This is a genomic window from Halorubrum sp. LN27, assembly GCF_016635065.1.
Taxonomy (GTDB): domain Archaea; phylum Halobacteriota; class Halobacteria; order Halobacteriales; family Haloferacaceae; genus Halorubrum; species Halorubrum salipaludis.
Genome location: NZ_JAEPET010000001.1, coordinates 532,910 through 555,805, shown reverse-complemented (window position 1 = coordinate 555,805; position 22,896 = coordinate 532,910). Strand labels below are relative to the sequence as shown.

Sequence of the window (22,896 nt, the reverse complement as noted above, 5' to 3'; positions counted from 1 at the left end):
GAGAGGCGAGCGCGCGGCGTAAGGTCGTTTCGGACCCGTTCGACCCGGACGCTACGTGGTCTTGAACTCGAACCGGGCGCCGCCGGCGTCGCCGGCGAGCGCGCGCACCTCCCAGCCGTGCGCGTCGGCGATCCGCTTCGTGATCGCGAGCCCGAGGCCGGTCCCGTTCTCCTCGGTCGTGAAGCCGCTGTCGAACACCCGGTCGTGTTCGCTCTCGGGGAGTCCGCAGCCGTCGTCCTCGACGAAGAAGCCGTGTCTCGATTCCCCGTCGTCGCCGCGGAACGCCGCCGCCCCGACGCGGACGGTGAGGGGGCCATCGCACTCCTCGCCGGGTCTCTGGCCGTGCTCGACGCTGTCGTCGGGCTCCGCCCGACTGCCCGTGGAACCGTGTTCCACGCTGTTCCGGAACACGTTCTCCAGCAGCTCCCGCGTGCGGGTCGCGTTCGCGTCGATCGTCACGTCGGTCTCGAGGACGAGCTCGGCGTCGCCCGTGTCGACGCTCTCCCACGCGTCCCTCGCGAGCGCCTCGAGCGAGACCGGCTCCGTCTCCCCGACCGACTCCCCCTGTCGCGCCAGCGAGAGCAGGTCGCCGACGAGCTCGTCCATGCGGTCCAGCGCCTCCGCGGTCTTCTCTAAGTGGGCCGTCTCGTCCGTCTCCGTCGCGAGGTCCACGTACCCCTGCGCGACGCCGAGGGGGTTCCGGAGGTCGTGCGAGACGATGCTGGCGAACTCGTCGAGTCGCTCGTTCTGCCGTTCCAGCGCCGCCTCGTGCTCGCGCCGCTCCGTCACGTCGGTGTAGATGGCGTAGCCGGCGACGTTCTCGGCGTCGAGCCGGATGGGAACGACGTGGAGGATGAAGTGTTTGAGGCCCTCCGCGGTCTCGCGAGTCACCTCTCGCCTGACGTTCTCACCGCGTTGGAGCCGCTCGTTGAGCTCCGCCGCCTCGGACTCGGCCTCCTCCGTCGGCGGGACGATGTAGTCGTCGACGGACTCGCCGACCACTCGGTCGGCGTCGTAGCCGAACGTCTCCTCGAACGCGTCGTTGACCCGGTGAACGATCGGCTCGCCGTCGACGTAGTCGTAGGCGATCGCCGGGTCGGGGACGTTCGAGAACAGCGCCAGCAGGTGATCGCGTTCGGTCCGCAGCGCCTCGTCGGCGCGGATGCGGTCGAGCGTCTCCTCGACGTGGGACGCGAACAGCTCCGCGAGCCGCCGGTCGTCCGCGTCGAACCCGTCCTCGTCCGTCGCGAGCTGGAGGACCGTGTCGCCGCCCACCGGGAGCGCCAGCAGCGTCCGGTAGGGGACCGCCTCCGCGGTTCGGGGCTCGACCGCCGGCTCGCCGGTGTCGACGGCGGTCCCGACGGACCCGTCCCCGACCCGGACGCGGTCGCAGTCTCCGATCGACACCTCGGACGACGCCGCGATCGGTTCGACCCACTCTCCCTCGCGGACGCCCACGACGCAGTGGTACCGCGGGAACACCTCGTCGGCGACGGCGATCGCGGTCCGGTAAGCCTCCTCGACGGTCCTGACAGACGCGAGCCGTGTCACCTCGGCGTTGAGCTGCTCGATCCGCGACGGCGTGCGCGCCGGCTCGTCGCGGCCGAGTCCCGACTCCGATCTTGCCTCGAGCCAGCGGAGCGTCGCGTCGAGGTCCGCCGCCCCGGTCGCGATCGCGTCGACGACGGGAGCGGTCGCCGGCTCCGCGGCGGGGTCGTCGACGAGCGCGACCACGCGGAACGACCCCTCGCGACCGGAGAGCGCGGCGACCGCCTCGCGATCGAGGACGACGACCGCGTCCGCCGCCGCGAGGTCGTCGCCGAGCGCCTGCGGGGCGGCGTCGCCGACCGGCGTCGAGGAGGCGTCGACGCCGCTCAACGCGTCGGCCACGCCGGCCGCCTCGTCCGCGTCTCCGGCGAGGACGAGAACGGACTGCCGTTCCTTCGGCTCGATATCCACGCTGGCAATCAACACTACTGGAGCGCGGATAAATTTTCCTCTCGTCGTCGGTTTTTTCTGCGGATCGAGACCGATCGGTCGGACTACCGGCGGTGCGGTCCCGCCGAACGCGCCCGAAGCGGCGCGGGAGACACCCCGGAACCCTTTTGGATGAACACGGGCCACGTTTCGGTAATGAGCGATCTCGAAGCGGAGTACCGCCTCGACTACTTCGAGGAGGAGGGGTTCGAGCGGAAGGTGTGCCCTTCCTGCGGCGCGCACTTCTGGACCCGCGATCACGACCGCGAACTGTGCGGCGAGCCGCCCTGCGAGGACTACAGCTTCATCGACGACCCGGGCTTCCCCGAGGCCCGCTCCCTCTCGGAGATGCGGGAGGCGTTCCTCTCGTTCTTCGAGGAGCACGGCCACGAGCGGATCGACCCGTACCCGGTCGCGGCGAACCGCTGGCGCGACGACGTACTCTTAACCCAGGCGTCGATCTACGACTTCCAGCCGCTCGTCACCTCGGGTCAGACTCCCCCGCCGGCGAACCCGCTGACCATCTCGCAGCCCTGCATCCGGATGCAGGACATCGACAACGTCGGCAAGACGGGCCGGCACACGATGGCCTTCGAGATGATGGCCCACCACGCGTTCAACACGCGCGAGGAGGTCGACGAAGACGAGTACGCCTACCACGGCGAGGTGTACTGGAAAGACGAGACCGTCCAGTACTGCGACGAGCTGTTCGAGAGCCTCGGCGCCGACTTAGAAGAGATCACCTACATCGAGGACCCGTGGGTCGGCGGCGGCAACGCCGGTCCCGCCATCGAAGTTATTTATAAAGGAGCCGAGCTGGCGACGCTCGTCTTCATGTGCATGGAGCGGGACCCCGACGGCGACTACGAGATGAAGGACGGGCACACGTACTCGTTCATGGACACGTACATCGTCGACACCGGCTACGGGCTCGAGCGGTGGACGTGGATGAGCCAGGGGACGGCGACGGTGTACGAGGCCGTCTACCCCGACGCGATCGACTTCCTCAAGGAGAACGCCGGGATCGAACGCACGGAGGAGGAGCGGGAGCTCGTCCACCGCGCCGCGAAGCTCTCCGGGCGGCTCGACATCGACGACGTCGACGACGTGGAGGCCGCGCGCGGCGAGATCGCCGACCGGCTCGATGTCGACGTCGACCTCCTGCGCGAGCTGGTCGAGCCGCTCGAATCGATCTACGCGATCGCCGACCACTCCCGGACGCTCGCGTACATGTTCGGCGACGGGATCGTCCCCTCGAACGTCGGGACGGGCTACCTCGCGCGGATGGTCCTGCGGCGCACGAAGCGGCTCGTCGACGAGGTCGGGGTCGACGCCCCGATCGACGAGCTGGTCGACATGCAGGCCGAGCGGCTCGGCTACGAGAACCGCGACACGATCCGCGAGATCGTCCGCACCGAGGAGCGGAAGTACCGCAAGACGCTCGAACGCGGCTCCCGCAAGGTGGAGTCGCTCGCGGACGAGTACGCCGGCACGGGCGAGCCGATCCCGACGGAGGCGCTCTTGGAGCTGTACGACTCCCACGGGATCCAGCCCGACATGGTCGCCGACATCGCCGAGGAGCGCGGCGCGACCGTCGACGTGCCGGACGACTTCTACGCGCTCGTCGCCGACCGCCACGAGGAGGAGGACGGCGACGAGGCCGGCGAGGACCGCGACGACCGGTTCGGCGACCTCCCCGAGACGGAGAAGCTGTTCTACGACGACCAGGGCCGCACCGAGTTCGAGGCGGTCGTCCTCGACGTGTTCGAACGCGAGGAGGGGTACGACGTCGTCTTGGACCAGACGATGTTCTACCCCGAGGGCGGCGGCCAGCCGGCCGACAGGGGCCAGCTCACGGCCGGCGAGACGACCGTCGACGTGGTCGACGTCCAGGAGCGCGACGGCGTCGTGCTCCACCGCACCGATGCCGACCCCGGGAAGGGGGAGTTCGTCACGGGCCAGGTCGACGGCGACCGCCGCGACCGGCTCCGCGCGCACCACACCGCGACCCACCTGATCGGCCACGCGGCCCGTGAGGTGCTCGGCGACCACGTCCGACAGGCGGGCGCCCAGAAGGGGATCGACTCCTCCCGGCTCGACGTCCGTCACTTCGAGCGGATCACCCGCGAACAGGTCAAAGCGATCGAGCGCGTCGCCAACGAGCTCGTCCGCGACGACGTGGCGGTCCGCCAGGAGTGGCCCGACCGCAACGAGGCGGAGGCCGAACACGGGTTTGACCTCTATCAGGGCGGGGTCCCGCCGGGAACGAACATCCGGCTGATCCACGTCGGCGACGAGGACGTGCAGGCCTGCGCGGGCACCCACGTCGAGCGGACCGGCGAGATCGGCGCGGTGAAGGTGCTGAAGACGGAGCCCGTCCAGGACGGCGTCGAGCGGATCGTGTTCGCCGCGGGCGGCGCGGCGGTCGAGGCGACCCAGCGCACGGAGGACGCGCTGTACGACGCCGCCGACGCGCTCGACGTCGACCCGCTCGACGTGCCCGAGACGGCCGAGCGGTTCTTCGACGAGTGGAAGGCGCGGGGCAAGGAGATCGAGTCGCTCAAAGAGGAGCTCGCGGCGGCGCGCGCCTCCGGCGGCGCCGACGCCGAGGAGGTCGATATCGGCGGCGTCACCGCGGTGATCCAGCGGCTCGACGGCGACGCCGACGAGCTGCGCGCGACGGCGAACGCCCACGTCGACGACGGGAAGGTCGCGGTCGTCGGCAGCGGGGCGGGCGGCTCCGCGAGCTTCGTCGTCGGCGTTCCCGACGACGTCGACGTGAACGCCGGACAGGTGGTCTCGGAGCTCGCCGGGCGCGTCGGCGGCGGCGGCGGCGGCCCGCCGGACTTCGCGCAGGGCGGCGGTCCGGACGCCGACGCGCTCGACGACGCCCTAGAGGCGGCGCCGGACGTGCTTCGCACCCTCCAGGAGGCCTGACGACTCCCCCGCCCCATGCCCCGCGCCAACAACGCCGGCGTCGAGATCCGGTACGAGGTGGACGCTCCGGACGCCGGCGACCCCGACGAGGCGGTCGTGTTCTGCGGCGACGTGGGGCTGGGCGCGTGGCAGTTCGGCTGGCAGCACGCCGCGCTCGCCGGCCCGCACACGGTGATAACGCCCGAGACGCGGGGCGTGGGGCGGTCCGACGCGCCGCCCGGCCCGTACGCCGTCGCGGAGCTCGCGAGCGACGTGGACGCTGTGTGCGCCGCGGCGGGGGTCCGGAACGCCCACCTCGTCGGCTACGGGCTCGGCGGGATGGTCGCGCTCGCGTACGCCCTCGCCTCGTCGCGCCCGGTGAGCCTCGCGGTCGTCGGGACGCCGCCCGCGGGAGACGCCTACAACCCTGACGGCGTGTGGGCCGATCCCGCCGATCCGGCCGCGGTGAGGGGATCGCTGAACGGGTTGCTCTCCGAGTCGTTCCGGGAGGCGCATCCCGACGTGCTATCGCGGATCGTCGAGTGGCGGCTCGGCGAGGACGCCGGTCGCGAGACGTTCGAGGCCCACCGCGCCGCGGTCGAGGGGTTCGACCTCTCGGACCGGCTGTACGAGCTCACGACGCCCACCCTCGTCGTCCACGGCGCGGCGGACGCCGCGTGTCCGAAGGCGGCGGCGGAGGGGCTCGCCGAGGGGCTCCCCCGCGGAGAGCTCCACTCGGTCGCGGGCGCGCGCCACCTCGTCGGCGTGGAGGCGTCCGCCGCGGTCAACGACGCGCTCGTCGGCTGGCTCGCGGAACACGCCGCGGACCCGCTCTCGGAGTGAGGCGGTCGACGGTCGTCCGAGCACCGCCTCGTCGACGCCGGTAGGGCTTCCCGCGGTCGTGTTAACTTAAGCATCGGTTCCAGCAGACGGCGAAGGCTCGGAGCCATGATTCTGCCGCCGTCGGCTCCGCATTTCTAAACGTATTTGAAAACGAAGAGGTTCGTCGTTTTACTTCTCGAAAGACACGTTCGACGGCGTTTCGATTTCCATGACGAGTGATTTGAAATCGAAGTGAGGTTCGTGAGAGTGCAGCTGTGAGATGTCCGCCAGCATCAACGAGAAATAGCGCATCGTCAACGTGGTGTTTCTCTCTGAGATCGCGGAGAAACACCAGCGTGAATTGTTGATTTTGAACGGGGAATACATCAACGTGGAGGAATTCGTTTGTGCGAGGATCTACAGCAGCATACAGCCAGTATCTGTCCGAATCGATCTGAATCGCAGTCTCATCAACCGCAACGCGATTCGGGCTTGCACCGTCAACTGGCTGTAGATCGGCCTTTTGAATCCAGTTGTGAATTGCTGTTCGACTCCGCTCGACACCCAACCTTTCAAGATACTGTTTGGTATTCGAAAGTGATAGTCCGGCAAGGTGGAGTTGAATACCGGTTTCAATGATCTCGTGGGGTGTCCGCTCACGCTCCACAAAGTCCAAGTCGATCCATCCTGTACAGCCGTCGAGGCGGTTGGATTCGGACATAGAGCATTCGAAACACCGACCGCCTCGTTCTTAACTTAACATCGCCCACTAACACCGTTCGAGCACTTATAAACGACCGAACCGAAGTCTCGATATCCCCATTCCCGTTATCGATCAGCGGTCCGATCTGCCGTTTCGGACGAACGACGGGACCGAGGACAGCCCATACTGAACCGATCGGATCGAAGCGCGGAGCCGACACGACGACGGAAAAGGGGCAGAGGGTGGAAACCGAAGCCGAAACGGTCGCAGTCAGTTCGCCGCTTCGGCGTCCTCGCCGAGCACGTCGCGGAGCTGGCGACTCACCGGAATTAGCACCCAGAAGGTGAGCGCGCCGAGGATCATCAGCCAGAAGGACGCGTCGCCGACGACCAGGCCGATCTCGCCGTAGGCCGTGTTGACTCCTTCAGCCGGGTTGACGAGCTGGACGACGTCGTAGTACGAGGGCGTGCGGTACCAGCCGCCGAAGGTGAGCCATCCGAGACCGCCGAGCGTGAAGAGGGTGAACCCCTTGATGAACTCGTCTGCCATTATCTCAGGTTTCGCTGGAATCGCCTTGAGGCTTTCCCATCCCCTGTCCGCGGAACCGCGTGCCGAGAACGTACACCGCCGTTCCGGCGACGAGGAACCCGATTCCGGTGATCGCGAGGGCCGCGACCAACAGGTCGTCGGACGGGTAGAGCCCGGCGCTGTTGAGCAGGTAGACGATCGCCGTCCGGACGAAGCTGATCTGTAAGGTCGCCGCGTCGATCAGCGTGAAGCCGATCAGGTACGCGATCACGGCGGCGAGCGTGGAGAAGACGGTGACGGCCTTGTACAGCCGAAACGGAACGACGATCTCCCGGCCGTCGGGGCCGACGCGCGGCCCGGTGGGTTCGGTCCGCGGGTTCCGGTCGCCGTCTCCGGCGTCCCCGGCGTCCTTCGCGACGGGGTCACCCGTCTCGTCGTACGCCTGCGTGTCGTCGGCGTCGGTGTTGGATGGTGATGACATCGGTGACGGAGACCGCAAAATCGGGAACAGTTCGGCCCGTTACTTCGGGGGGCGCAGCATGTAGTACCGCCGGTTCAGGTCGTACATGTACCCTTCACGCATCGTCTTCAACACCGCGTAGGTGAGGATCCCGCCGAGCACGGGCAACACGAACGTGAGGGTGATGAGCAGGTCGAGCGAGATCGGGAAGAAGTTCTGGATCGCGAGCGCCGCAAGCGTGAACGCCAGGATGACGCCCGTCACGCCGACGGCGGCCCAGAACGGCTGCTCGACGGGTCGGCGCGCGCTGCCCTTGTTGAGGAAGGGCACGAGTCCGATGACGCCGAACACGACCCCGTGGGCCACGATGCCGAGCAGCTCGTTCGACATCACGATGTCGCCGCCGAGCACCGCCAGCTCGGGGTTGAGCGGGTTGAGCTTCAACAGCCCGAACGACCAGTAGAGGTACCAGTCGGGCAGGATGATCGCCGGCGTCGCACCGGGGTTGGCGGGCTCGCCGAAGTGCGCCGGCATCAGCGCCGCGACGAGGAGCATGATGCCGACGAAGAAGCTCGTGATCGCCAGGTTCCGGAGCGTCTCGTGGGGCCACGTCGGGAAGCCGAGCACGTCGCGCTCGACGTACGTCGACTCGGCGCGGAGGTCCTCGTCCTCGCGGCGCGAGCGCTCGAAGTACTGGTAGGTGAGCTGTGCGAGTCCCTGCGAGCGCTCCTTGCGGTCGGACCAGGTCGGCGTCTCGTCGTCCGGCGGCACGGTCGCCGGCGGACCGCCGTCCGTGCGCGCTTCCGCGTCGGTGCCTCCGTCCGTCATGGGGGTGTCGTCGTCGGTCATTGGATTAGTGCGGCTCCGCGATGCCCTGCACCCAGACGATGCCGACGTGGAGGGCGATGAGCCCCGTCACCACGAACGGCAGCACGAAGACGTGCAGGATGTACATTCTCACGAGCGTCGCCTGTCCGAGCGTGAACCCGCCGAACAGGAGCTGTGCCGCCCACTCGCCCACGAGGGGCGTCGCGAGCGCCATCTCGACGCCGATCTGTGCGGCCCAGAAGGACAGCTGCTTCCACGGGAGCACGTACCCGGAGAAGCCGAACAGCAGCGTCAGGCCAATGAGGACGATCCCGAGGATCCAGTTGACCTCGCGGGGCTCCTTGTAGGAGCCGGTGAAGTACACGCGAAGCATGTGGAGGAACACCGCGGCCACCATGAACTGGGCGGCCCAGCGGTGGATCGAACGGAGCATGTACCCGAACTGCACGTCCGTCATGATCATCACGAGCGAGTCGTACGCGGCCGTCGGGTCGCCCTGCGCCGCGGCGCCGGCGGTCGACGGCGCGTAGTAGAACCCGAGCAGCGCGCCGGAGACCGCGGCGACCAGGTACGCGACGATCGACAGGGAGCCGAGCGAGTACAGGGGGTACCAGTACCAGAACTTGTTGTCGAGGTCGTACTGTTCGGTGTGGCTCTTCGGCATCTGGAGGTTCGCGCGGTAGTACATCGTCTCCAGCAGCTCGAGGTAGTCGACGATGCGGAGCCGCTTGTCGAGCCAGATGAGCGTGGTCAGGAAGGCGGTCTCGATGACCGTCAGGTCCTGATTTTTGAGCCACGCGTTGTGGTCCATCTCGTCTTGTTTTTTGAGGCTCATTGTGTGGTCACTTCTTGTAGTACGGGTAGACCGCCCGCTTGAGCGTCTCGGTCAGGTTTCCGGTGTCGACGCCGACGCCGTCTTTGTCCTCCTCGCGGACGTAGAGGTCCTCCCACTTGCGGCGGCGCTTCTTCACGATCATCACGTCGGGCAGGAACTCCTTGCGGTACAACAGGAGGATGAAGGCGAGGTCGATGAAGATCATCGCCAGCAGGGCGCCGGCGAACATGTTCCCGAACTCCGTCGAGGCCCAGGCGGACATGAGCCCGAAGACGAACAGGGAGACGAACACGACCTCGATGACGGTGAGGAGCACGATCGCGATCGCGGCGGCGGTGCTCTCGCGGGCGGGCTCGTACCGGTGGATGTCGCCGTACGAGGAGCCGCCGGAGCTCATTGCGCACCTCCGTGCCCGGTGTGAGCCGACTCACCGTACTTCAGGAGGTAGAAGGTGAACACGAAGGTCAGCGCGATACCGAGTATCGCGGCGATGCCGACCCAGTGGGCGTGCAGCGGGACGCCGACGTGGGCGATGTTCTCCGGCCACCCGGTGTTCCCGCCGGTCTCGACGGTGGGAACGTCCTCGCCGACGGCGATGCCGGCGTGCATCCCGACAGCGTCGTGGGGAGAGCAGTGGTAGTGGGTGATACCGGCGTCCTCCTCGGTCACCTCGTACTCGTAGGTGTACCCCTCCTCGCCGACCGGGTCGCCGCTGTCGAGGGAGGCCTCACCCTCGACCGTGACGACGTTGTGGTCGCCGCCGTTCCCGGTCCACTCGAACGTGATCGTCGTGCCGGTGTCGACCCACAGCTGGGTCGGGGCGAACGCGAGCCCGTCGCTGCCGGCGCCGACCTCAACGGTGACCTCGCTCTCGCCGCGGGCGTCTTGGTACTCTCCGAGGTTTCCGCCGGTGACACCGCTCGGCCAGTCGGGCTGAACCTCCTGTGCAGCCGCCGTGCCGGTCGCCCCAGCGGAGGCGGCGACCGCCGCGCTGGCGCCCCCGGCCGTCCGCACAAATTCCCGCCTTTTCATACAGGTTCACTCGGGACGGGGTGCGCTTAAACCCACCGACTGAATCCGTCGACGCGGTGGGGTTTACAAGGCCTGTGTCCCGCGATATCGGCGGTTCACTCGTCTCGGTCCTCCTCGTTCACGACCCCGCCTTCGACCGGGACGAAGTCGGGTCGCTCCTTGGCCTGGCGGAGTGCCCGCAGCCGCTCTCGGTACTCCTCCGAACGGAACCGATCGGAGAGCCGCGCGTTCGCGACCATGACGAAGAGAAACAGGCCGATCAGCAGGAACACGATCCCCATCGCCGGCGCGACGATCGTGTTCAAGTCGGTGACGAACGAGGCGACGAGCAGCGCGCCCCCGGCGAGCACCTGCACGACCGCGATCACCTGGACCATCAGGTTGCCGAACTCGCCCGAGCCCTCCGGGACGGTGTCGGGGTGCGGCAGCGACCAGTCGTCCGGGGGCTCGGGCACGTCGTACGACTCCATCGCGGCCAGCGCGACGATCGGCTCGATGTCGCGGAGGACGGTCCCCTGCCCGGTCACCTCGCCCGTCGGCCGGACGATCGCGTACCCCTCGTCGGAGTAGACGAGGATCCGGTCTTCGCCGTCCTCGCGGACGCGCTCCAACACGCCGAACACGTCCCGGCGCGCGATCCGGGTCTTCAGCTCCGCCTCGGCGCGGTCGAGCAGGCGGTCCCCGGTGATCCACGAGTCCGGGTCGAACGCCGCGTCCCACTCCTCGGCGCTCATCCGGGCCATGTCGGCGGGGCCGAAGTCGTCGAAGTCGTACTCTTCTTCGACCCGTTCGCGGAGCGCGGCGAGATCCTCGTCGCCGTCTGACTCGTCCGGTCCTCGGTCCGGATCGTCGCCGTCGGGCCCGGCCGGCTCCCGATCCGGCCGCGACTCCGGGTCCGGTCCCGTCGAGGTGTCCTCCATTGTCCGCCGATACGTCCTCCGGACGCTAACTGTTTTCGTCTGCGGCGCCGACGGTTCGAGCCCGGGATACCGCGACACCGAGCCGCGGATCGCGGGGCTTTACGCGCCGGAGACCGAACCCCGGGTAATGGTCGACGAGTCGGTTATCGCGGCGGCGGCCGGGCTGTCGGTGACGGCGAGCCTCCCGTTCCTGCTGTACGGGGCGTGGATCATGATCGACACCGAGACCGTGACGTGGACCGTCCTCATGCGCCACCTGCGGTACATCGGCGCCGGGCTGGTGCTCACGACCGTCCCGATCGTCGGGTGGATGATCCCCCGGCTCTTCGTGAACCTGTCCGGGATCGCCGTGATCCACGCGTTCCTCGGGGTGCAGGCGTACGCGCTGCTGGCGTTCGCGCTCACCGGGATCGCCCGAATCCTGCAGGCGAAGCGCAACGCCGACGCCTACGAGGACCCCGACGTCGACATCGACGAGATCCACGAGGACATGGGCCACTGGCGGGCGCGGCTCCGAGCCGGGGTGGCCGGGTTCATGCTCCTCTGGCTGTGCGCGTGGGTGACCGGGCTCTACCGGCTCTACACCCTTCACATCGCATCGATGTTCTGACAGGGGCCCGCGGAGCGCGGAACCCGGCATCGACCGCGCCGACCGACAGGTTCAATCCCGTTTTCGCCGTAGTCCCGATATCGTGGCAGTCACCTTCGACCTGTTCGGGACCCTCGTCGACGTGGAGTACCCCTCCGACCCCGCGGAGATCGTCGCGCGCGAGCTGGAGTCGCGCGGCGTCGCGGTACCGGACGACTGGCACGTCGCGTACGGCGAGCGACACGTGGACGCCCCGGCGGGCGCCGAGGTCCCCCTCCCGGCCCACGTGGCGCACGCGCTCGACTCCCGCGGCGTCGAGGCCGCCGACAACGTCGTCCGGCACGCGGTCGTCGCGGCGTTCGACCCGGACGTGACCCGGCGCGACGGCGCCAAGGCGGCCGTCCGCGACGTGAGCGAGCGCGGGCCGGTCGGCCTCCTCTCGAACTGCGCGGTGCCGGAGTTGGTCCCCAAGACGCTGATCCGCGCCGGCCTCCGCGGCGAGTTCGACGCGGTCACGACGAGCATCGGCTGCGGCTGGCGGAAGCCCCACCCGAAGGCGTTCGAGGCGGCGGCCGAGGCGCTCGGCGTCGCGCCCGCGTCGCTGGTCCACGTGGGCGACGACCCGACCGCCGACGGCGGCGTCGAGGACGTGGGGGGCCGGTTCGTCGACGTGACGGAGACCCCGCTCGACGAGCTGGCGGCCCACCTCGAAGCGGAGCTCTGACGCGCCGGAAACAGCTATTCTTTAGGAGTTCCGTCCGCGCGCTCGCCGCCGATCCGGTCCCCCCACTCCCGGCCGATCCGTCCCTCCGCGAGCAGCGCTTCGAGGTGCGCGACGACGGTCGCCCGCGCGAGGTCCGCGACGCCGGTCAGGTCCCTCTCGTACGCGGCGTCGACCACGCTCTCCACGTCGCTCGCGCCGTCCTCGACCGCCGCGAGGACCGTCCGCTCGCGCTCCAGCCGGTGGTCGATCAGCCGGTCGCAGACACCTTCCGGATCGTCGATCACGGGGCCGTGACCGGGGTAGAGACGGTCGTACCCGGCCGCGCGGACGCGGTCGAGGCTGTCGAGGTACTCGCGGAGGTCGCCCTCGGGAGCGCCCACCACGACGCTCCCCTCGGCGACGGCGAGGTCGCCGCAGAGGAGTTCGCGGGCCGCGTCCGCCGCGACGCCTCTGTCGCCTTCGTCACTCCCTCCCGCCGACTCGACCGCGAACGCGACGTGATCGGGCGCGTGGCCCGGCGTCTCGACCGCGCGGACGCCGGTGTCGCCGACGCGGTCGCCGCCGCGGAACGTCCCGTCAGGCTCGACGCCGGTCGCCGCTGCGAACCGGTCGACGTGGTCCGCGTGCGCGAACACCGGCGCGCCCGTCAGGTCGGCGTACTCGGCGACTGCGCCGACGTGGTCGGGGTGGGCGTGGGTCACGGCGATCGCGTCGATCTCGGGGGTCCCCCCGTCTCTGTCGGAGTCCGCGTCGGCGACGCCGACTGCCGCGTCGAGCGCGTCGGTCCGGGCGGCCGGGTCGACGAGGAGGCCGCCGGCGGCGTGGGCGTTCGTCGTCCCGCCCGGCGCGCGGGTGTCGACCGGGACCTCGACGCGGGCGATCGACGGGCTCGGACCCGGGAACGGGCCCGGGTCGAAGGCTCCCATCCCTCAGTCCCCGCGGCCCACCGAGGAGCCGTCGCGCCGGTCGAGCAGCGAGCGCGCGTCCGCGCCGGGGCCCGACCCGGCGCGCTCGCGCCCCGGGATCGGCACGTCCGTGTCGCCGGCGACGGCGAACCGCGAGAGGTCGGCGACGCCGGCGTCGACCGCCTCGATCGACCCGTACGGGCGCCCGACCACGATGTCGCCCGCCTTGCTCCGGTTGATCCCGGGGATCGCCGTCAGCTCGCTCATCGACGCCGAATTGACGTCGAGTGGGTACGGGACGCCGGTCACGGAGCGGTAGCCGTGGTCCGTGATCGCCACGTCGATGGCGGTGCCGAGCTCGCGCTCGCCGGGGACGGCGACGAGGAGCGCGTAGGTGCCGAGCTGGCGCCCGAACGTCTTGCCGTCCTGGTGGTACTCCAGGTGCACGTCGGGGAGGACCGTCCCCGGCGGGACGACCCGGTCGAGCATGGGGTTGTCGACCGTCTCGCGCACCTCCTTCTTGTACGCCTGGAACTGGTCTTTGTGCTCCTGTGCGATGTCGGCGCCCGTCTCGGCCATCTCCGTGCCCGCGAACGCCATCACCTGCCGGATGTTGATCCGGCGGAGCATGAGCCCCTCGTCGTAGACGGTCTGGAGGAACTCCTTGTTGTGCTCGTACGTCTCCGGGCGCTCGCCCGCGAGCCCGTGGACGAGGTTGATCCCGGGGAGGAGCTTCGGCAGCCGGGGGCTCGCGTCGGGGCCGGTCGAGGGACCGATCACTCGGTCGTCGCCGCCGGGCGTCGACGCCGGGGCGTCGCCCGGCCGCCACCCGCCCTCCTCGTTGACGACGCGGACCGCCTCAAGACACTCCTCGGCGGTGACGAGCAGGTTGTTCTCCTCCTGAACCACGGGGTCGGCGGATTCGAGCCCGAACGCCGCGGTGTCGCCGGGCGTGTTGTGCTCGGCGATCACGCGGATCGCCTCGCGGGAGGCCTCGGGGTAGTCGGTGATCGTCACCGGGTTCATGTTGTCGAGGTGGAGCGTCCGCAGGTCGGGCGCGACCTCGCGGATCCCGCCGTACAGCTCGCGGAGCGCGTCGGGGTTCGGCGCCTCGCCGTCGCCGCCGAACGCGAGGATGTCGGCCTGCCGGCCGAGCCGGAAGTGCTTGACTCCCCGGTCCGAGAGCGCGTCGACCTCGTCGACGACCGAGCGCGCCTCCCGGAACGCCGGGCTCCCGTACAGCGGCTCCGTGCAGAACGAACACCGGTAGGCGCAGCCGCGGGAGGTCTCCATCTCGCAGATGAGGTAGTCGGGGTGGTTCGGGTGCTGCTCGACGACGAACGCCCCCTTCTCGGCCCACCGGTCGATCTCCGCGTTGTCGCGCATCCGGTTGCCGAACCCCTCTAACCCCTCGCTGACGAGGTCGTACGCGGCCGCCTCCACGTCGCCCATGGCCACGAAGTCGTAGTCGAGGTCGTCGCGCTCGGTCTCCTGTGCGCCCGCGTTCTCCTCGCCGACGCCGAACCGCACGGGCCCGCCCAGCAGGGTGACGCCGTCCGCGGTCCACCCCAGCTCGCGCACCTCGTCGGGCTCGGCGGGGGTGCCGCCGACGTACTTCCCGGGGACCGTCATCCCGCCGACGTACACCATGAGGTCCGCGTCCGCGACGTCGGCGTGCTTGCTCCGGTCGTCGCGGAGCTCGTCGATGGTGTGGTAGGTGATCTGCGACTCGGGGACGCCCGCGTCGACGAGCGCGCCGGCGGTGTACCGCGGGTACGTCGAGATGTACGGCGGCACGCCGAAGTGCGCCGGCTCGTCGACGTAGCCGTCGACGATGGTGACGGAGAGGTCGTTCGGGTCGGGCGGGAGCGAGCCCCGGCCCGACGCGGGCGAATCGGTCATGTTACCTCCCGTAGTCGGCCGAGACGGGAAAAGCGTGCGGAAGGTCCGCCGGGGACGACCGATCGCTTATGGCGGGTCGCGCGGTAACGGGACCCGTGCCCTCCCCCACGCCCACCCGACGCCAACGGGTCACACAGTACGTCGCTCTCGCCGCGGTCTGCGTCCTCGCCGCCGTGCAGTTCCTCGGCACCGACCCGCGTCCGTGGGAGATCGCGGCTGCGTGGGCGGCCGCGACCGCGCTCCTCTTCGGCCCCGTCGCGTGGGTCGCCCGAGACCGGATCCCCGAGGAACGCCGGAAGACGCTGGCGTACGTCGTCGCCAGCGGAGCGATTCTGATCGCGATCGTCTGGCTCGGCGCTGCGCTCGCGTTCGCGCCGAGACTCTACCCGTTCGGTCCGGGATCCCTCGCCGGCGTCGCGTTCGGGACGCTCGTCGTGTTGCTCGCCGAGCGCACCGTCGTTCCCGAACGGCTCCGCGGAGCCGGGATCTGACGGGACCCGCGCGATCGGTCACACGTGCCGACCGGACCGCCGCCGCCACGCCGTTTAAGCCCTCGCCGACACAACGGTTCCGTATATGCCATCGACGATGGAGGTCAAGTGCGAGAGCGACGACTGCGAGCTCGACATGTTCGAGAACCACTACACCTACGACGTGCCCGACGACCACGCGGTCGAGGACCTCTCGTGCCCGTACTGCGGCGGGAGCGAGCTCTCCGAGATCGAGGTGTAGCCCGTGAGCGACCTCGTCGAGACGGGGCGGTCGATCGTCCGCCGCACCCTCGAACGCCTCGGCCGCGGGTGGAGCAAGATGCAGGAGCGCCGGCCGCTCTCGTACGACCTCCTCGAGAGCGACGACGCCTACCTCGTCGTCTTCGACGCCCCCGGCGTCCGCGGCGAGGACCTGAACGTGACGTTCCTCGATCACACCGTCGAGGTCGAGCTCGACCGGTTCCGCGACTTCTACGACGGCTACGAGATGCTGTTCCCCGGCCGCGGCGTCTCGCTGTCCGGCAGCGCCGACCTCCCGGCGGACGCGAGCGTGACGCCGCAGGGCGCGAACGCGACGCTCACACGGAACGGGACGCTTCAGGTGGAGATCCCGAAGAAAGACGACGGGCGCGACGTGGCCGTGGTGGAGGAGGACGGTGACGAAGCGGGCGACGACGGCGACACCAGCGACGGCGACGAAGACGGCAAAGACGACAACGCCTGACCGCGGCGCTTCTCACTCCCCCGCCCGGCTCTCTACCGACATCCCCTCCGCGATCTCGAACGCCTCGTCCCCGTCGAAGCGGGCGGGATCGAACGCGTCGATCCACGGCGACTCCGGGGCTCCCGCGTCGATCCCGTCGAGCGACGCGAGCACCCCCTCGGCGACCAGCTCCCCGATCGCCGGCGCGCGCATGAACCCGTGGCCCTGCCAGCCGGCGGCGACGAACACGCGGTCGGCGGGGTCGCCGACCGGCCCGACCAGCGGGTCGCCGTCGGGGGTCGCCGTACAGAGCCCGGCCCACGCGCGCTCGACGTCCGGGCCGTCCGACCCGACTGCGTCGAGCCGCTCGCGGAGCGTCTCGGAGACAGACTCGACGAACCAGTCGTCGCCCGTCCGGTCGTAGCCGTCCGGGTCCGCGGGGACCGGCTCCGTGCCGTCGCCGGCGAGCAGCCCGGTCGGGTGGGGTCGGACGTAGGCGCCCGCGGTCGCGTCGTACACCATCGGCCCGTCGTACGCCGTCCGCCCGTCGGCGCTTTCCGGTCCGCCCCCGCCGACCCCGGCCGTCAGCGCCTGCACGCGGTACGGGACCACGGGGACCTCGATCCCCGCGTCGCCGAGGAGGGCGGCGGTGTGCGCGCCGGCGGCGACGACGACCGCGTCGAACGCTCGGGGGTCGCCGGATCGCCCCGCCACGACGGGCTCCGGTTCGGTACCGTCGCCCGCGAGCGAGACGGGAGTGTCGGTCTCGACGGCGACCCCCTCACGGCGCGCGCGTTCGCCCATCGCGGCGACGTAGCTCGCGGGGTCACACCAGCCGGCGCCCTCGGCGACCGCGGCGACCGCGAGGTCGTCGGTCACGAGGGGGAACCGCTCGGCGAGGGCCGCGGGGTCGACGACCGCCACGTCCCGATCGTGCTCGCGCATCCGGTCGACCATCGCGGGCACGGCCTCGGCGTCGGAATCGCCCTCCCGGACGGCGATGACGTAGGGACAGGGCGTGAACGAGAACCCGGGGAGCGAGCGGTCGAACGCCCGGAACCGGTCCATCGCGCGGGCGGCCAGCGCGGCGTCCACGTCCTCGGCGTACGCGTCGTACAGCACGCCCGCCGCGCGCCCGGAGCTCCCGGATCCGAGGTCGCCGCGGTCGTACAGCGTCACGTCGGCGCCGCGCGCCGCGAGGTCCGCGGCCGCGGTGACGCCGACCGCCCCGCCGCCGACGACCGCGACCGCGGGAGTCGCGCCTGCGGAGCGCTCGGCGCTGTCCGGCGATTCGTCTCGGCTCATGGGGATGCGTCGCGGTGCGTCTTGTTAAAAACCGTGGCCGACGCGGCGAGGGGGAACCGGCGCTACGCCAGAAACTCGTCGATCCCGCGTGCGGGGTAGCCGACCACGTGGTCGACGCCGGCCTCGCGGAGGTCGTCGACGCGCTCGCGGACCGTCTCGGGCGACCCGACGAGCGCGAAGTCGCGCGCGGCCGCCGAGAGCACCTCGCGGGCGCGCCCCGTCGCCGACGAGTCGGTCGGGGGCCCGTCGCCGTCGGCTCCGTCGGCTCCGTCGGCCCCGTCTCCGTCCCCGTCCGGCAGCGCGCGAGCGACGGGGCGGCGCCGGGAGACGTACGCGCCCACGGCGTCGAGGACGGCGTCCTCGTCGTCGGTCAGGACGGTCGGCGCGTAGACGGCGACCTCGCCCTCGAACCCGGCGGCGCGGAGCGCGCGCACGTCCCGGTCGGTCGACCGGGTGAGCAGCTCGAACTGGGTCCCGCCCGCCGCGAGCGCGACGCGTTCGACGCCCTCCGTGCCGACCCACGCGTCGGGGGCGTCGCGCCGCGCGGCCCCGAGCCGCGGGGCGACCGCGCGCGACGACTCCTCCTCCGAAAGGTAGGCGCCGTGGCCCGCGACGAGCACCCGGCGGGCGGCGTCCGGGATCTCGCCGACGAGCGAGTCGTCCCCGAGCGGGTCGAACCCGTCGGCCCGCACCGGGGTGGTGACGTACAGCTCCGTCGCCGCGGCCAGCCGGTCGAGCGTCGCCGCGTCCGGGAGGTGCTCGCGGCCCTCGTAGTCGATCGTCACCCGATCGACCGGGAGGTCGACCGCGCGGGAGACGTCGCACTCGGCGGGCTTCAGCGCCGCGGCGTCGATGCCGGTCCGGGCGACCGCCTCGCGGCCGGTCAGCATCGGGCGATCACCTCGGTCGACGGCGCGGTCGGCGGAGCGACGGCTCTCGGGGGCGAGTCGTCGGCTCGGCGCGTACTGTCGATACTCACGGAAGAGACCTCATCACGATCGCGGAACGCGATCCATCGCCTGTGCGGCCATGACTGGCAGTCGGTAGTCGCGTGCGTCGCATAAACCCGTCGCGACGCGGCAATATTGCCGGCGGTGCGGTCGTCTGGCGCGAGGGGCCAGCGATGAGGGCCCGGTGACGCGCGCGTCCCCGCCCACGTTATGGGGCTCGCGCCCGTACGATCGGGTATGAATCAGCTCGTCGACGGCGAGTGGCGGACCGACGCGTACGAGGCGACCGACGATGAGGGGTCGTTCCAGCGCGGCGAGACGACCTTCCGGAACTGGATCGCCGGCAGCGACGTGCCCGACCACGTCGACGCCGAGCCGGACGAGCGGTTCCAGCCCGAGGCGGGGCGGTACCACCTGTACGTCTCGTACGCCTGCCCGTGGGCGCACCGCACCTTGCTCGCGCGGTCGCTGCTCGGGTTGGAGGACGCGATCGGCGTCTCGGTCGTCGACCCGTACCGCGCCGAGGATGGCTGGCAGTTCACCCCCGAGAAGGAGGGGTGTACGCCCGACAAGCTTCACGGCAGCGACTACCTCCGCGAGCTGTACGTCGCGGCCGACCCCGACGCCACCTGTCGGGTGACCGTCCCCGTGCTGTGGGACACCGAGGAGGAGACGATCGTCAACAACGAGTCGCGCGAGGTGCTCCGCATGCTCTCGACCGCCTTCGACGAGTTCGGCAACGACGCGTCGCTGCTGCCCGGTCCCGACGACGAGGCGACCGTCGCGGCGGTCGACCAGGTGATCACCGACATCTACGAGCCCGTCAACAACGGCGTCTACCGCGCCGGGTTCGCGAAGTCGCAGGGGGCCTACGACGAGGCGATCGACGAGCTGTTCGGCGCGCTCGACCGCTGGAACGAGCACCTCGCGGACCAGCGCTACCTCGTCGGCGACTCGCTGACCGAGGCGGACATCTGCATGTTCACGACGCTGGTCCGGTTCGATCAGGTGTACCACACCCACTTCATGTGTAACAAGCAGTTCGTTCACCAGTACGAGCACCTCTGGCCGTACCTGCGCGACCTCTACCAGACCGCGGGCGTCGCCGAGACGGTGAACATGAGCCACATCAAGGAGCACTACTACACGACCCACCCGGACGTGACGCCGTCCGGGATCATCGCGCGCGGCCCGGACCTCGACTTCGAGGCCGACCACGACCGCGACCGGCTCGGCGGCGAGGCGCCGACGCCCGACGCGGCGGACTGAGGGACTGAGGCAGCAGACGGAGCGGTTTATAAGTCGACTTTTGAATCCTGTTAGTGCGGTGGCGCGTGCCTTTGAGGCCGCCCCCGCGGCCGAGAAGCACGCGCGAGGGAGTCGGCGGCGACCAACGAGAGCCGCCGACGAGGCTGGGGAGGCGTGAGGTGCGGTGCTGTGGGGGGCGGGACTCAAAGGGGCAGCCACGAGGCCGGCGCAGGCGACGCAAGCACCGGAACGAGGGAGCGAACAACGTGAGCGACCGAGTGAGGAGCGCAGCGAGCGTGCGCCGGCCTCGTGGCTGGGGCTTTGAGAGTCTTCACCGCCGATCCGACAGTAACCGTTTATAAGGCATCGTCGACCGTGACGACCGGCGCATTCCGAGATTCCGCGCGAACCCACCGATCCGGAACCGCTCCGTATCAGGCCACTGCGGCCGCGATCTCCTCGTCGGTCAGGAACACGTCCTCGCCGGTCTCGGCGTCGAACAGGTGGATGCTCTCCTCCTCGAACACCACGCCCACCTCGTCGCCGGCCTCGGGCTTGACGTCCGGGGGCGACCGCGCGAGGAAGTCGTCGTTGACCGCGAGGTGGACGTAGTTGTCGGAACCGATCGGTTCGACGACCTCGACGGTCGAGGCGAGCGTCTCGTCGCCGGTCGGCTCCTCCACGATCCGAATGTTCTCGGGGCGGATCCCGAGCGTGTACGGGGCGTTCTCCAGCGCGTGGCCCGCGACGTACTCGTCGCTGAGCTCGAAGGCGAGCCCGACATCGTCGTTGCGGATCGTCGCCGACGAGCCGTCGGTCTCGACCGTCACGTCGACGAAGTTCATCGAGGGCGAACCGATGAAGCCGGCGACGAACTCGTTGACCGGGTTCTCGTACACCTCCGTCGGCTTCCCGACCTGCTGGAGCTTCCCGTCGTTCAAGATCGCGAGGCGATCGCCCATCGTCATCGCCTCCTCCTGGTCGTGAGTGACGTACATCGCGGTGACGCCGAACTCCTTCTGGAGCTTCTGTATCTCCGCGCGCATCTCGGTGCGGAGCTTGGCGTCGAGGTTGCTGAGCGGCTCGTCGAACAGGAACACCTCGGGCTCGCGGGCGATGGCGCGGCCGAGCGCGACGCGCTGCTTCTGCCCGCCGGAGAGCTCGTCCGGCTTGTCGTCGAGCAGGTCCTCGATCCCCATCATCTCGGCCATCTCGGTCACGCGCTCGCGCCGTTCGTCCTCCGTCATGTCGGTGCTCATCTTGAGCCCGAACGCCATGTTTTCCATGACCGTCTTGTGAGGGTACAGCGCGTAGTTCTGGAACACCATCGCGACCGGGCGCTCCTTCGCGTGGACCTCCGTGACGTCCTCGTCGTCGAACCGGACGGCGCCCGAGGTGGGCTCCTCTAGCCCCGCGACCATCCGGAGCGTGGTCGTCTTCCCGCAGCCCGACGGGCCGACGACGGTCACGAACTCCCCGTCCTCGATCTCCAGGTCGAGGTCGTCGACGGCGACGATGGTCCCCCGGTCGAACTCCTTCCGGAGCGTGTCGAGCGTGACTCGTGCCATTTCCATGAGAACGGACCTACTGGCATATTAGTTCTTTGCTGTTTTTCAGATATGTGAGGAACGATCTCATCTCGAATATCGAGTGCGCGCTGATCGCGGTGCGATCGGCGTCGAACCGCGTTTATCCGGAGCCCCTGCGAATCCGACCCAAAGTACTAAATGTATGAATATGTAATTCATCGTTTGTTGTAGTCACATGAACGAGAAACGCAGAACGCTCCTGAAGGCGATGGGGGGATCGACCGCGCTCGCGGCGCTCGCGGGCTGTATCAGCACCGGCGGCGACGGCGGCGACGGCTCTGACGGTAGCGATGGTTCCGACGGTAGCGACGGCTCCGACGGTTCCGACGGCGGCAGCGGCGGATCCGCGCGGCTGTGGGTCGACCTCGCCGACGCCGAGGACGAGGCGCTCTCGGAGTACATCGGCCAGTACGAGTCCGAGACCGGCGACACGATCAACAAGGAGGCGCCCGGCGGCGAGCTCGACGAACAGCTCGAAACGGCGATCCCGGCGGGCGACGGCCCGGACTCGTGGATCTGGGCGCACGACTGGGTCGGCCGGTTCGCGGTCCGCGAGGACCCGCCGTTCCTCTACGACGCGAGCGACGACATCGACGTTTCGCTCGACGACTACACCGAGACGGCACAGGAGGCGGCGCAGTTCGACGGCGGGCTCTACGGGCTCCCGTTCGCGTCTGAGACGGTCGCGCTGTTCTACAACGAGGACCTGGTCGACGAGCCGCCGGAGACCATGGCGGAGATGGTCTCGATCATGGACGAGCACCACGACCCGGAGAACGGTCAGTACGGCCTCTCGTACCCCGCCACGGACCCCTACTTCGCCAGCGGGTTCATCCAGGCGTACGGCGGCGACCTGTTCGACGAGTCGAACCTCGAGGTCGGCGTCGACAGCGACGCGTGTAAACAGGGGATCGACGCGCTCCAGACCCTGTTCGAGTACATCCCGTCCGACCCGGGCTACGAGTCGCAGATCGTCGCGTTCGCCGACGGGCTCGCGCCGTTCGCGATCAACGGCCCGTGGGAGCTCGGTAACCTCCAGGGCGAGATCGACAACCTCGGGGTCACGACGCTGCCGACCGTCGAGGGCAACAACCCGCGGACGTACTCCGGGATTCAGCTGTTCTACTTCTCGTCGATGCTCGCGGACGCCGACGCCTCGACCGTCGACGCCGCGACGGGGCTCGCCGAGTGGTACACCACCAACGAGGACATCGTCCTGACCAACGCCGACGAGCAGGGGTACATTCCCGTCCTCGCCGACGCCGTGGACAACGACGACCTCTCCGCCGAGGTGCAGGCGTTCGCGCGGCAGGTCGACCACGGCGTCCCGATCCCGTCGCACCCGGACATGGACAGCGTCTGGACGCCGGTGACGGAGGCGCTGGAACGCGTCTTCAACGGCGAGCAGGACGGCGACGCCGCCCTCGACCAGGCCGCCTCCGAGATCCGGGAGGCGCTGTAGCTCCCCT

23 protein-coding genes are annotated in these 22,896 nt (G+C 69.7%); 9 read left to right on the top strand and 14 right to left on the bottom strand.

Features of this window, described 5'->3' with window-relative positions; genetic code table 11:
• Positions 1-51: 51 nt before the first annotated feature.
• Positions 52-1,959 (bottom strand): ATP-binding protein, encoded by a 1,908-nt coding sequence (locus tag JIN95_RS02665; RefSeq protein ID WP_200530439.1) that lies wholly within the window; start codon positions 1,957-1,959, stop codon positions 52-54.
• 174 nt (positions 1,960-2,133) lie between these two features.
• On the opposite strand from JIN95_RS02665, the gene alaS reads away from it, so the two are divergent.
• Both alaS and JIN95_RS02655 read left to right on the top strand, forming a co-directional pair.
• Complete coding sequence (gene alaS / locus JIN95_RS02660; protein ID WP_200530438.1) at positions 2,134-4,914, top strand: alanine--tRNA ligase; 2,781 nt, start codon at positions 2,134-2,136, stop codon at positions 4,912-4,914.
• A gap of 15 nt (positions 4,915-4,929) precedes the next feature.
• Positions 4,930-5,736 (top strand): alpha/beta hydrolase, encoded by an 807-nt coding sequence (locus JIN95_RS02655; RefSeq protein ID WP_200530437.1) that lies wholly within the window; start codon positions 4,930-4,932, stop codon positions 5,734-5,736.
• 61 nt (positions 5,737-5,797) lie between these two features.
• Here JIN95_RS02655 and JIN95_RS02650 read toward each other — a convergent pair whose 3' ends face one another.
• The 8 genes from JIN95_RS02650 to JIN95_RS02615 form a co-directional block, all read right to left on the bottom strand.
• Positions 5,798-6,436: an IS6 family transposase gene (locus JIN95_RS02650; RefSeq protein WP_200530436.1), complete on the bottom strand. Its 639-nt coding sequence runs from the start codon at positions 6,434-6,436 to the stop codon at positions 5,798-5,800.
• Positions 6,437-6,688: 252 nt separating this feature from the next.
• The gene (locus JIN95_RS02645) at positions 6,689-6,967 is read right to left on the bottom strand and encodes a hypothetical protein (protein WP_200530435.1); all 279 of its coding nucleotides are present in this window, start codon (positions 6,965-6,967) and stop codon (positions 6,689-6,691) included.
• Between the two features lie 4 nt (positions 6,968-6,971).
• Positions 6,972-7,427 (bottom strand): hypothetical protein, encoded by a 456-nt coding sequence (locus JIN95_RS02640; RefSeq protein ID WP_095636394.1) that lies wholly within the window; start codon positions 7,425-7,427, stop codon positions 6,972-6,974.
• Between the two features lie 39 nt (positions 7,428-7,466).
• Positions 7,467-8,255 (bottom strand): cytochrome B, encoded by a 789-nt coding sequence (locus JIN95_RS02635; protein ID WP_095636393.1) that lies wholly within the window; start codon positions 8,253-8,255, stop codon positions 7,467-7,469.
• 4 nt (positions 8,256-8,259) lie between these two features.
• The gene (locus tag JIN95_RS02630) at positions 8,260-9,069 is read right to left on the bottom strand and encodes a cytochrome bc complex cytochrome b subunit (protein WP_095636392.1); all 810 of its coding nucleotides are present in this window, start codon (positions 9,067-9,069) and stop codon (positions 8,260-8,262) included.
• Between the two features lie 7 nt (positions 9,070-9,076).
• Entirely contained in the window at positions 9,077-9,466 is a 390-nt protein-coding gene (locus tag JIN95_RS02625; RefSeq protein WP_095636391.1) for a hypothetical protein, read from the bottom strand.
• Positions 9,463-10,101 carry a halocyanin domain-containing protein gene (locus JIN95_RS02620; protein ID WP_095636390.1) on the bottom strand — a complete coding sequence of 213 codons (639 nt, stop codon included), beginning with the start codon at positions 10,099-10,101 and terminating at the stop codon, positions 9,463-9,465. Before JIN95_RS02620 ends, JIN95_RS02625 begins: the two co-directional genes overlap by 4 nt.
• A 95-nt stretch (positions 10,102-10,196) precedes the next feature.
• On the bottom strand, positions 10,197-11,021 hold the full coding sequence (locus JIN95_RS02615; RefSeq protein WP_095636389.1) for a hypothetical protein: 825 nt from the start codon (positions 11,019-11,021) through the stop codon (positions 10,197-10,199).
• A 127-nt stretch (positions 11,022-11,148) separates the two neighbouring features.
• On the opposite strand from JIN95_RS02615, the gene JIN95_RS02610 reads away from it, so the two are divergent.
• Entirely contained in the window at positions 11,149-11,631 is a 483-nt protein-coding gene (locus JIN95_RS02610) for a hypothetical protein (RefSeq protein ID WP_095636388.1), read from the top strand.
• Positions 11,632-11,713: 82 nt separating this feature from the next.
• Entirely contained in the window at positions 11,714-12,334 is a 621-nt protein-coding gene (locus JIN95_RS02605) for an HAD family hydrolase (protein WP_200530434.1), read from the top strand.
• Positions 12,335-12,348: 14 nt separating this feature from the next.
• Here the strand turns inward: JIN95_RS02605 and JIN95_RS02600 are convergent, their stop codons facing one another.
• Together JIN95_RS02600 and JIN95_RS02595 are read right to left on the bottom strand one after the other, a co-directional pair.
• Complete coding sequence (locus JIN95_RS02600; RefSeq protein WP_200530433.1) at positions 12,349-13,260, bottom strand: MBL fold metallo-hydrolase; 912 nt, start codon at positions 13,258-13,260, stop codon at positions 12,349-12,351.
• Between the two features lie 3 nt (positions 13,261-13,263).
• The gene (locus JIN95_RS02595; RefSeq protein WP_200530432.1) at positions 13,264-15,141 is read right to left on the bottom strand and encodes a radical SAM protein; all 1,878 of its coding nucleotides are present in this window, start codon (positions 15,139-15,141) and stop codon (positions 13,264-13,266) included.
• A 95-nt stretch (positions 15,142-15,236) separates the two neighbouring features.
• On the opposite strand from JIN95_RS02595, the gene JIN95_RS02590 reads away from it, so the two are divergent.
• The 3 genes from JIN95_RS02590 to JIN95_RS02580 all read left to right on the top strand — a co-directional run bounded on the left by JIN95_RS02590 (position 15,237) and on the right by JIN95_RS02580 (position 16,356).
• Positions 15,237-15,632: a hypothetical protein gene (locus JIN95_RS02590; protein WP_200530431.1), complete on the top strand. Its 396-nt coding sequence runs from the start codon at positions 15,237-15,239 to the stop codon at positions 15,630-15,632.
• A gap of 85 nt (positions 15,633-15,717) precedes the next feature.
• Positions 15,718-15,873 (top strand): hypothetical protein, encoded by a 156-nt coding sequence (locus JIN95_RS02585; protein ID WP_198951515.1) that lies wholly within the window; start codon positions 15,718-15,720, stop codon positions 15,871-15,873.
• A 3-nt stretch (positions 15,874-15,876) separates the two neighbouring features.
• Positions 15,877-16,356 carry an Hsp20/alpha crystallin family protein gene (locus JIN95_RS02580; protein WP_095636383.1) on the top strand — a complete coding sequence of 160 codons (480 nt, stop codon included), beginning with the start codon at positions 15,877-15,879 and terminating at the stop codon, positions 16,354-16,356.
• A 12-nt stretch (positions 16,357-16,368) separates the two neighbouring features.
• Here the strand turns inward: JIN95_RS02580 and JIN95_RS02575 are convergent, their stop codons facing one another.
• Both JIN95_RS02575 and JIN95_RS02570 read right to left on the bottom strand, forming a co-directional pair.
• Positions 16,369-17,640, bottom strand: coding sequence for an FAD-dependent oxidoreductase (locus JIN95_RS02575; RefSeq protein ID WP_200530430.1), 1,272 nt, complete (start codon positions 17,638-17,640; stop codon positions 16,369-16,371).
• Positions 17,641-17,702: 62 nt separating this feature from the next.
• On the bottom strand, positions 17,703-18,530 hold the full coding sequence (locus JIN95_RS02570; RefSeq protein ID WP_200530429.1) for an LLM class flavin-dependent oxidoreductase: 828 nt from the start codon (positions 18,528-18,530) through the stop codon (positions 17,703-17,705).
• A gap of 297 nt (positions 18,531-18,827) precedes the next feature.
• Here JIN95_RS02570 and JIN95_RS02565 point away from each other — a divergent pair, with 297 nt between their 5' ends.
• Complete coding sequence (locus JIN95_RS02565; protein ID WP_200530428.1) at positions 18,828-19,859, top strand: glutathione S-transferase family protein; 1,032 nt, start codon at positions 18,828-18,830, stop codon at positions 19,857-19,859.
• Positions 19,860-20,272: 413 nt separating this feature from the next.
• On the opposite strand, the gene JIN95_RS02560 is transcribed toward JIN95_RS02565, so the two are convergent.
• Entirely contained in the window at positions 20,273-21,406 is a 1,134-nt protein-coding gene (locus JIN95_RS02560; protein ID WP_095636379.1) for an ABC transporter ATP-binding protein, read from the bottom strand.
• 196 nt (positions 21,407-21,602) lie between these two features.
• On the opposite strand from JIN95_RS02560, the gene JIN95_RS02555 reads away from it, so the two are divergent.
• Positions 21,603-22,889: an extracellular solute-binding protein gene (locus JIN95_RS02555; RefSeq protein WP_234699150.1), complete on the top strand. Its 1,287-nt coding sequence runs from the start codon at positions 21,603-21,605 to the stop codon at positions 22,887-22,889.
• Positions 22,890-22,896 lie beyond the last annotated feature (7 nt).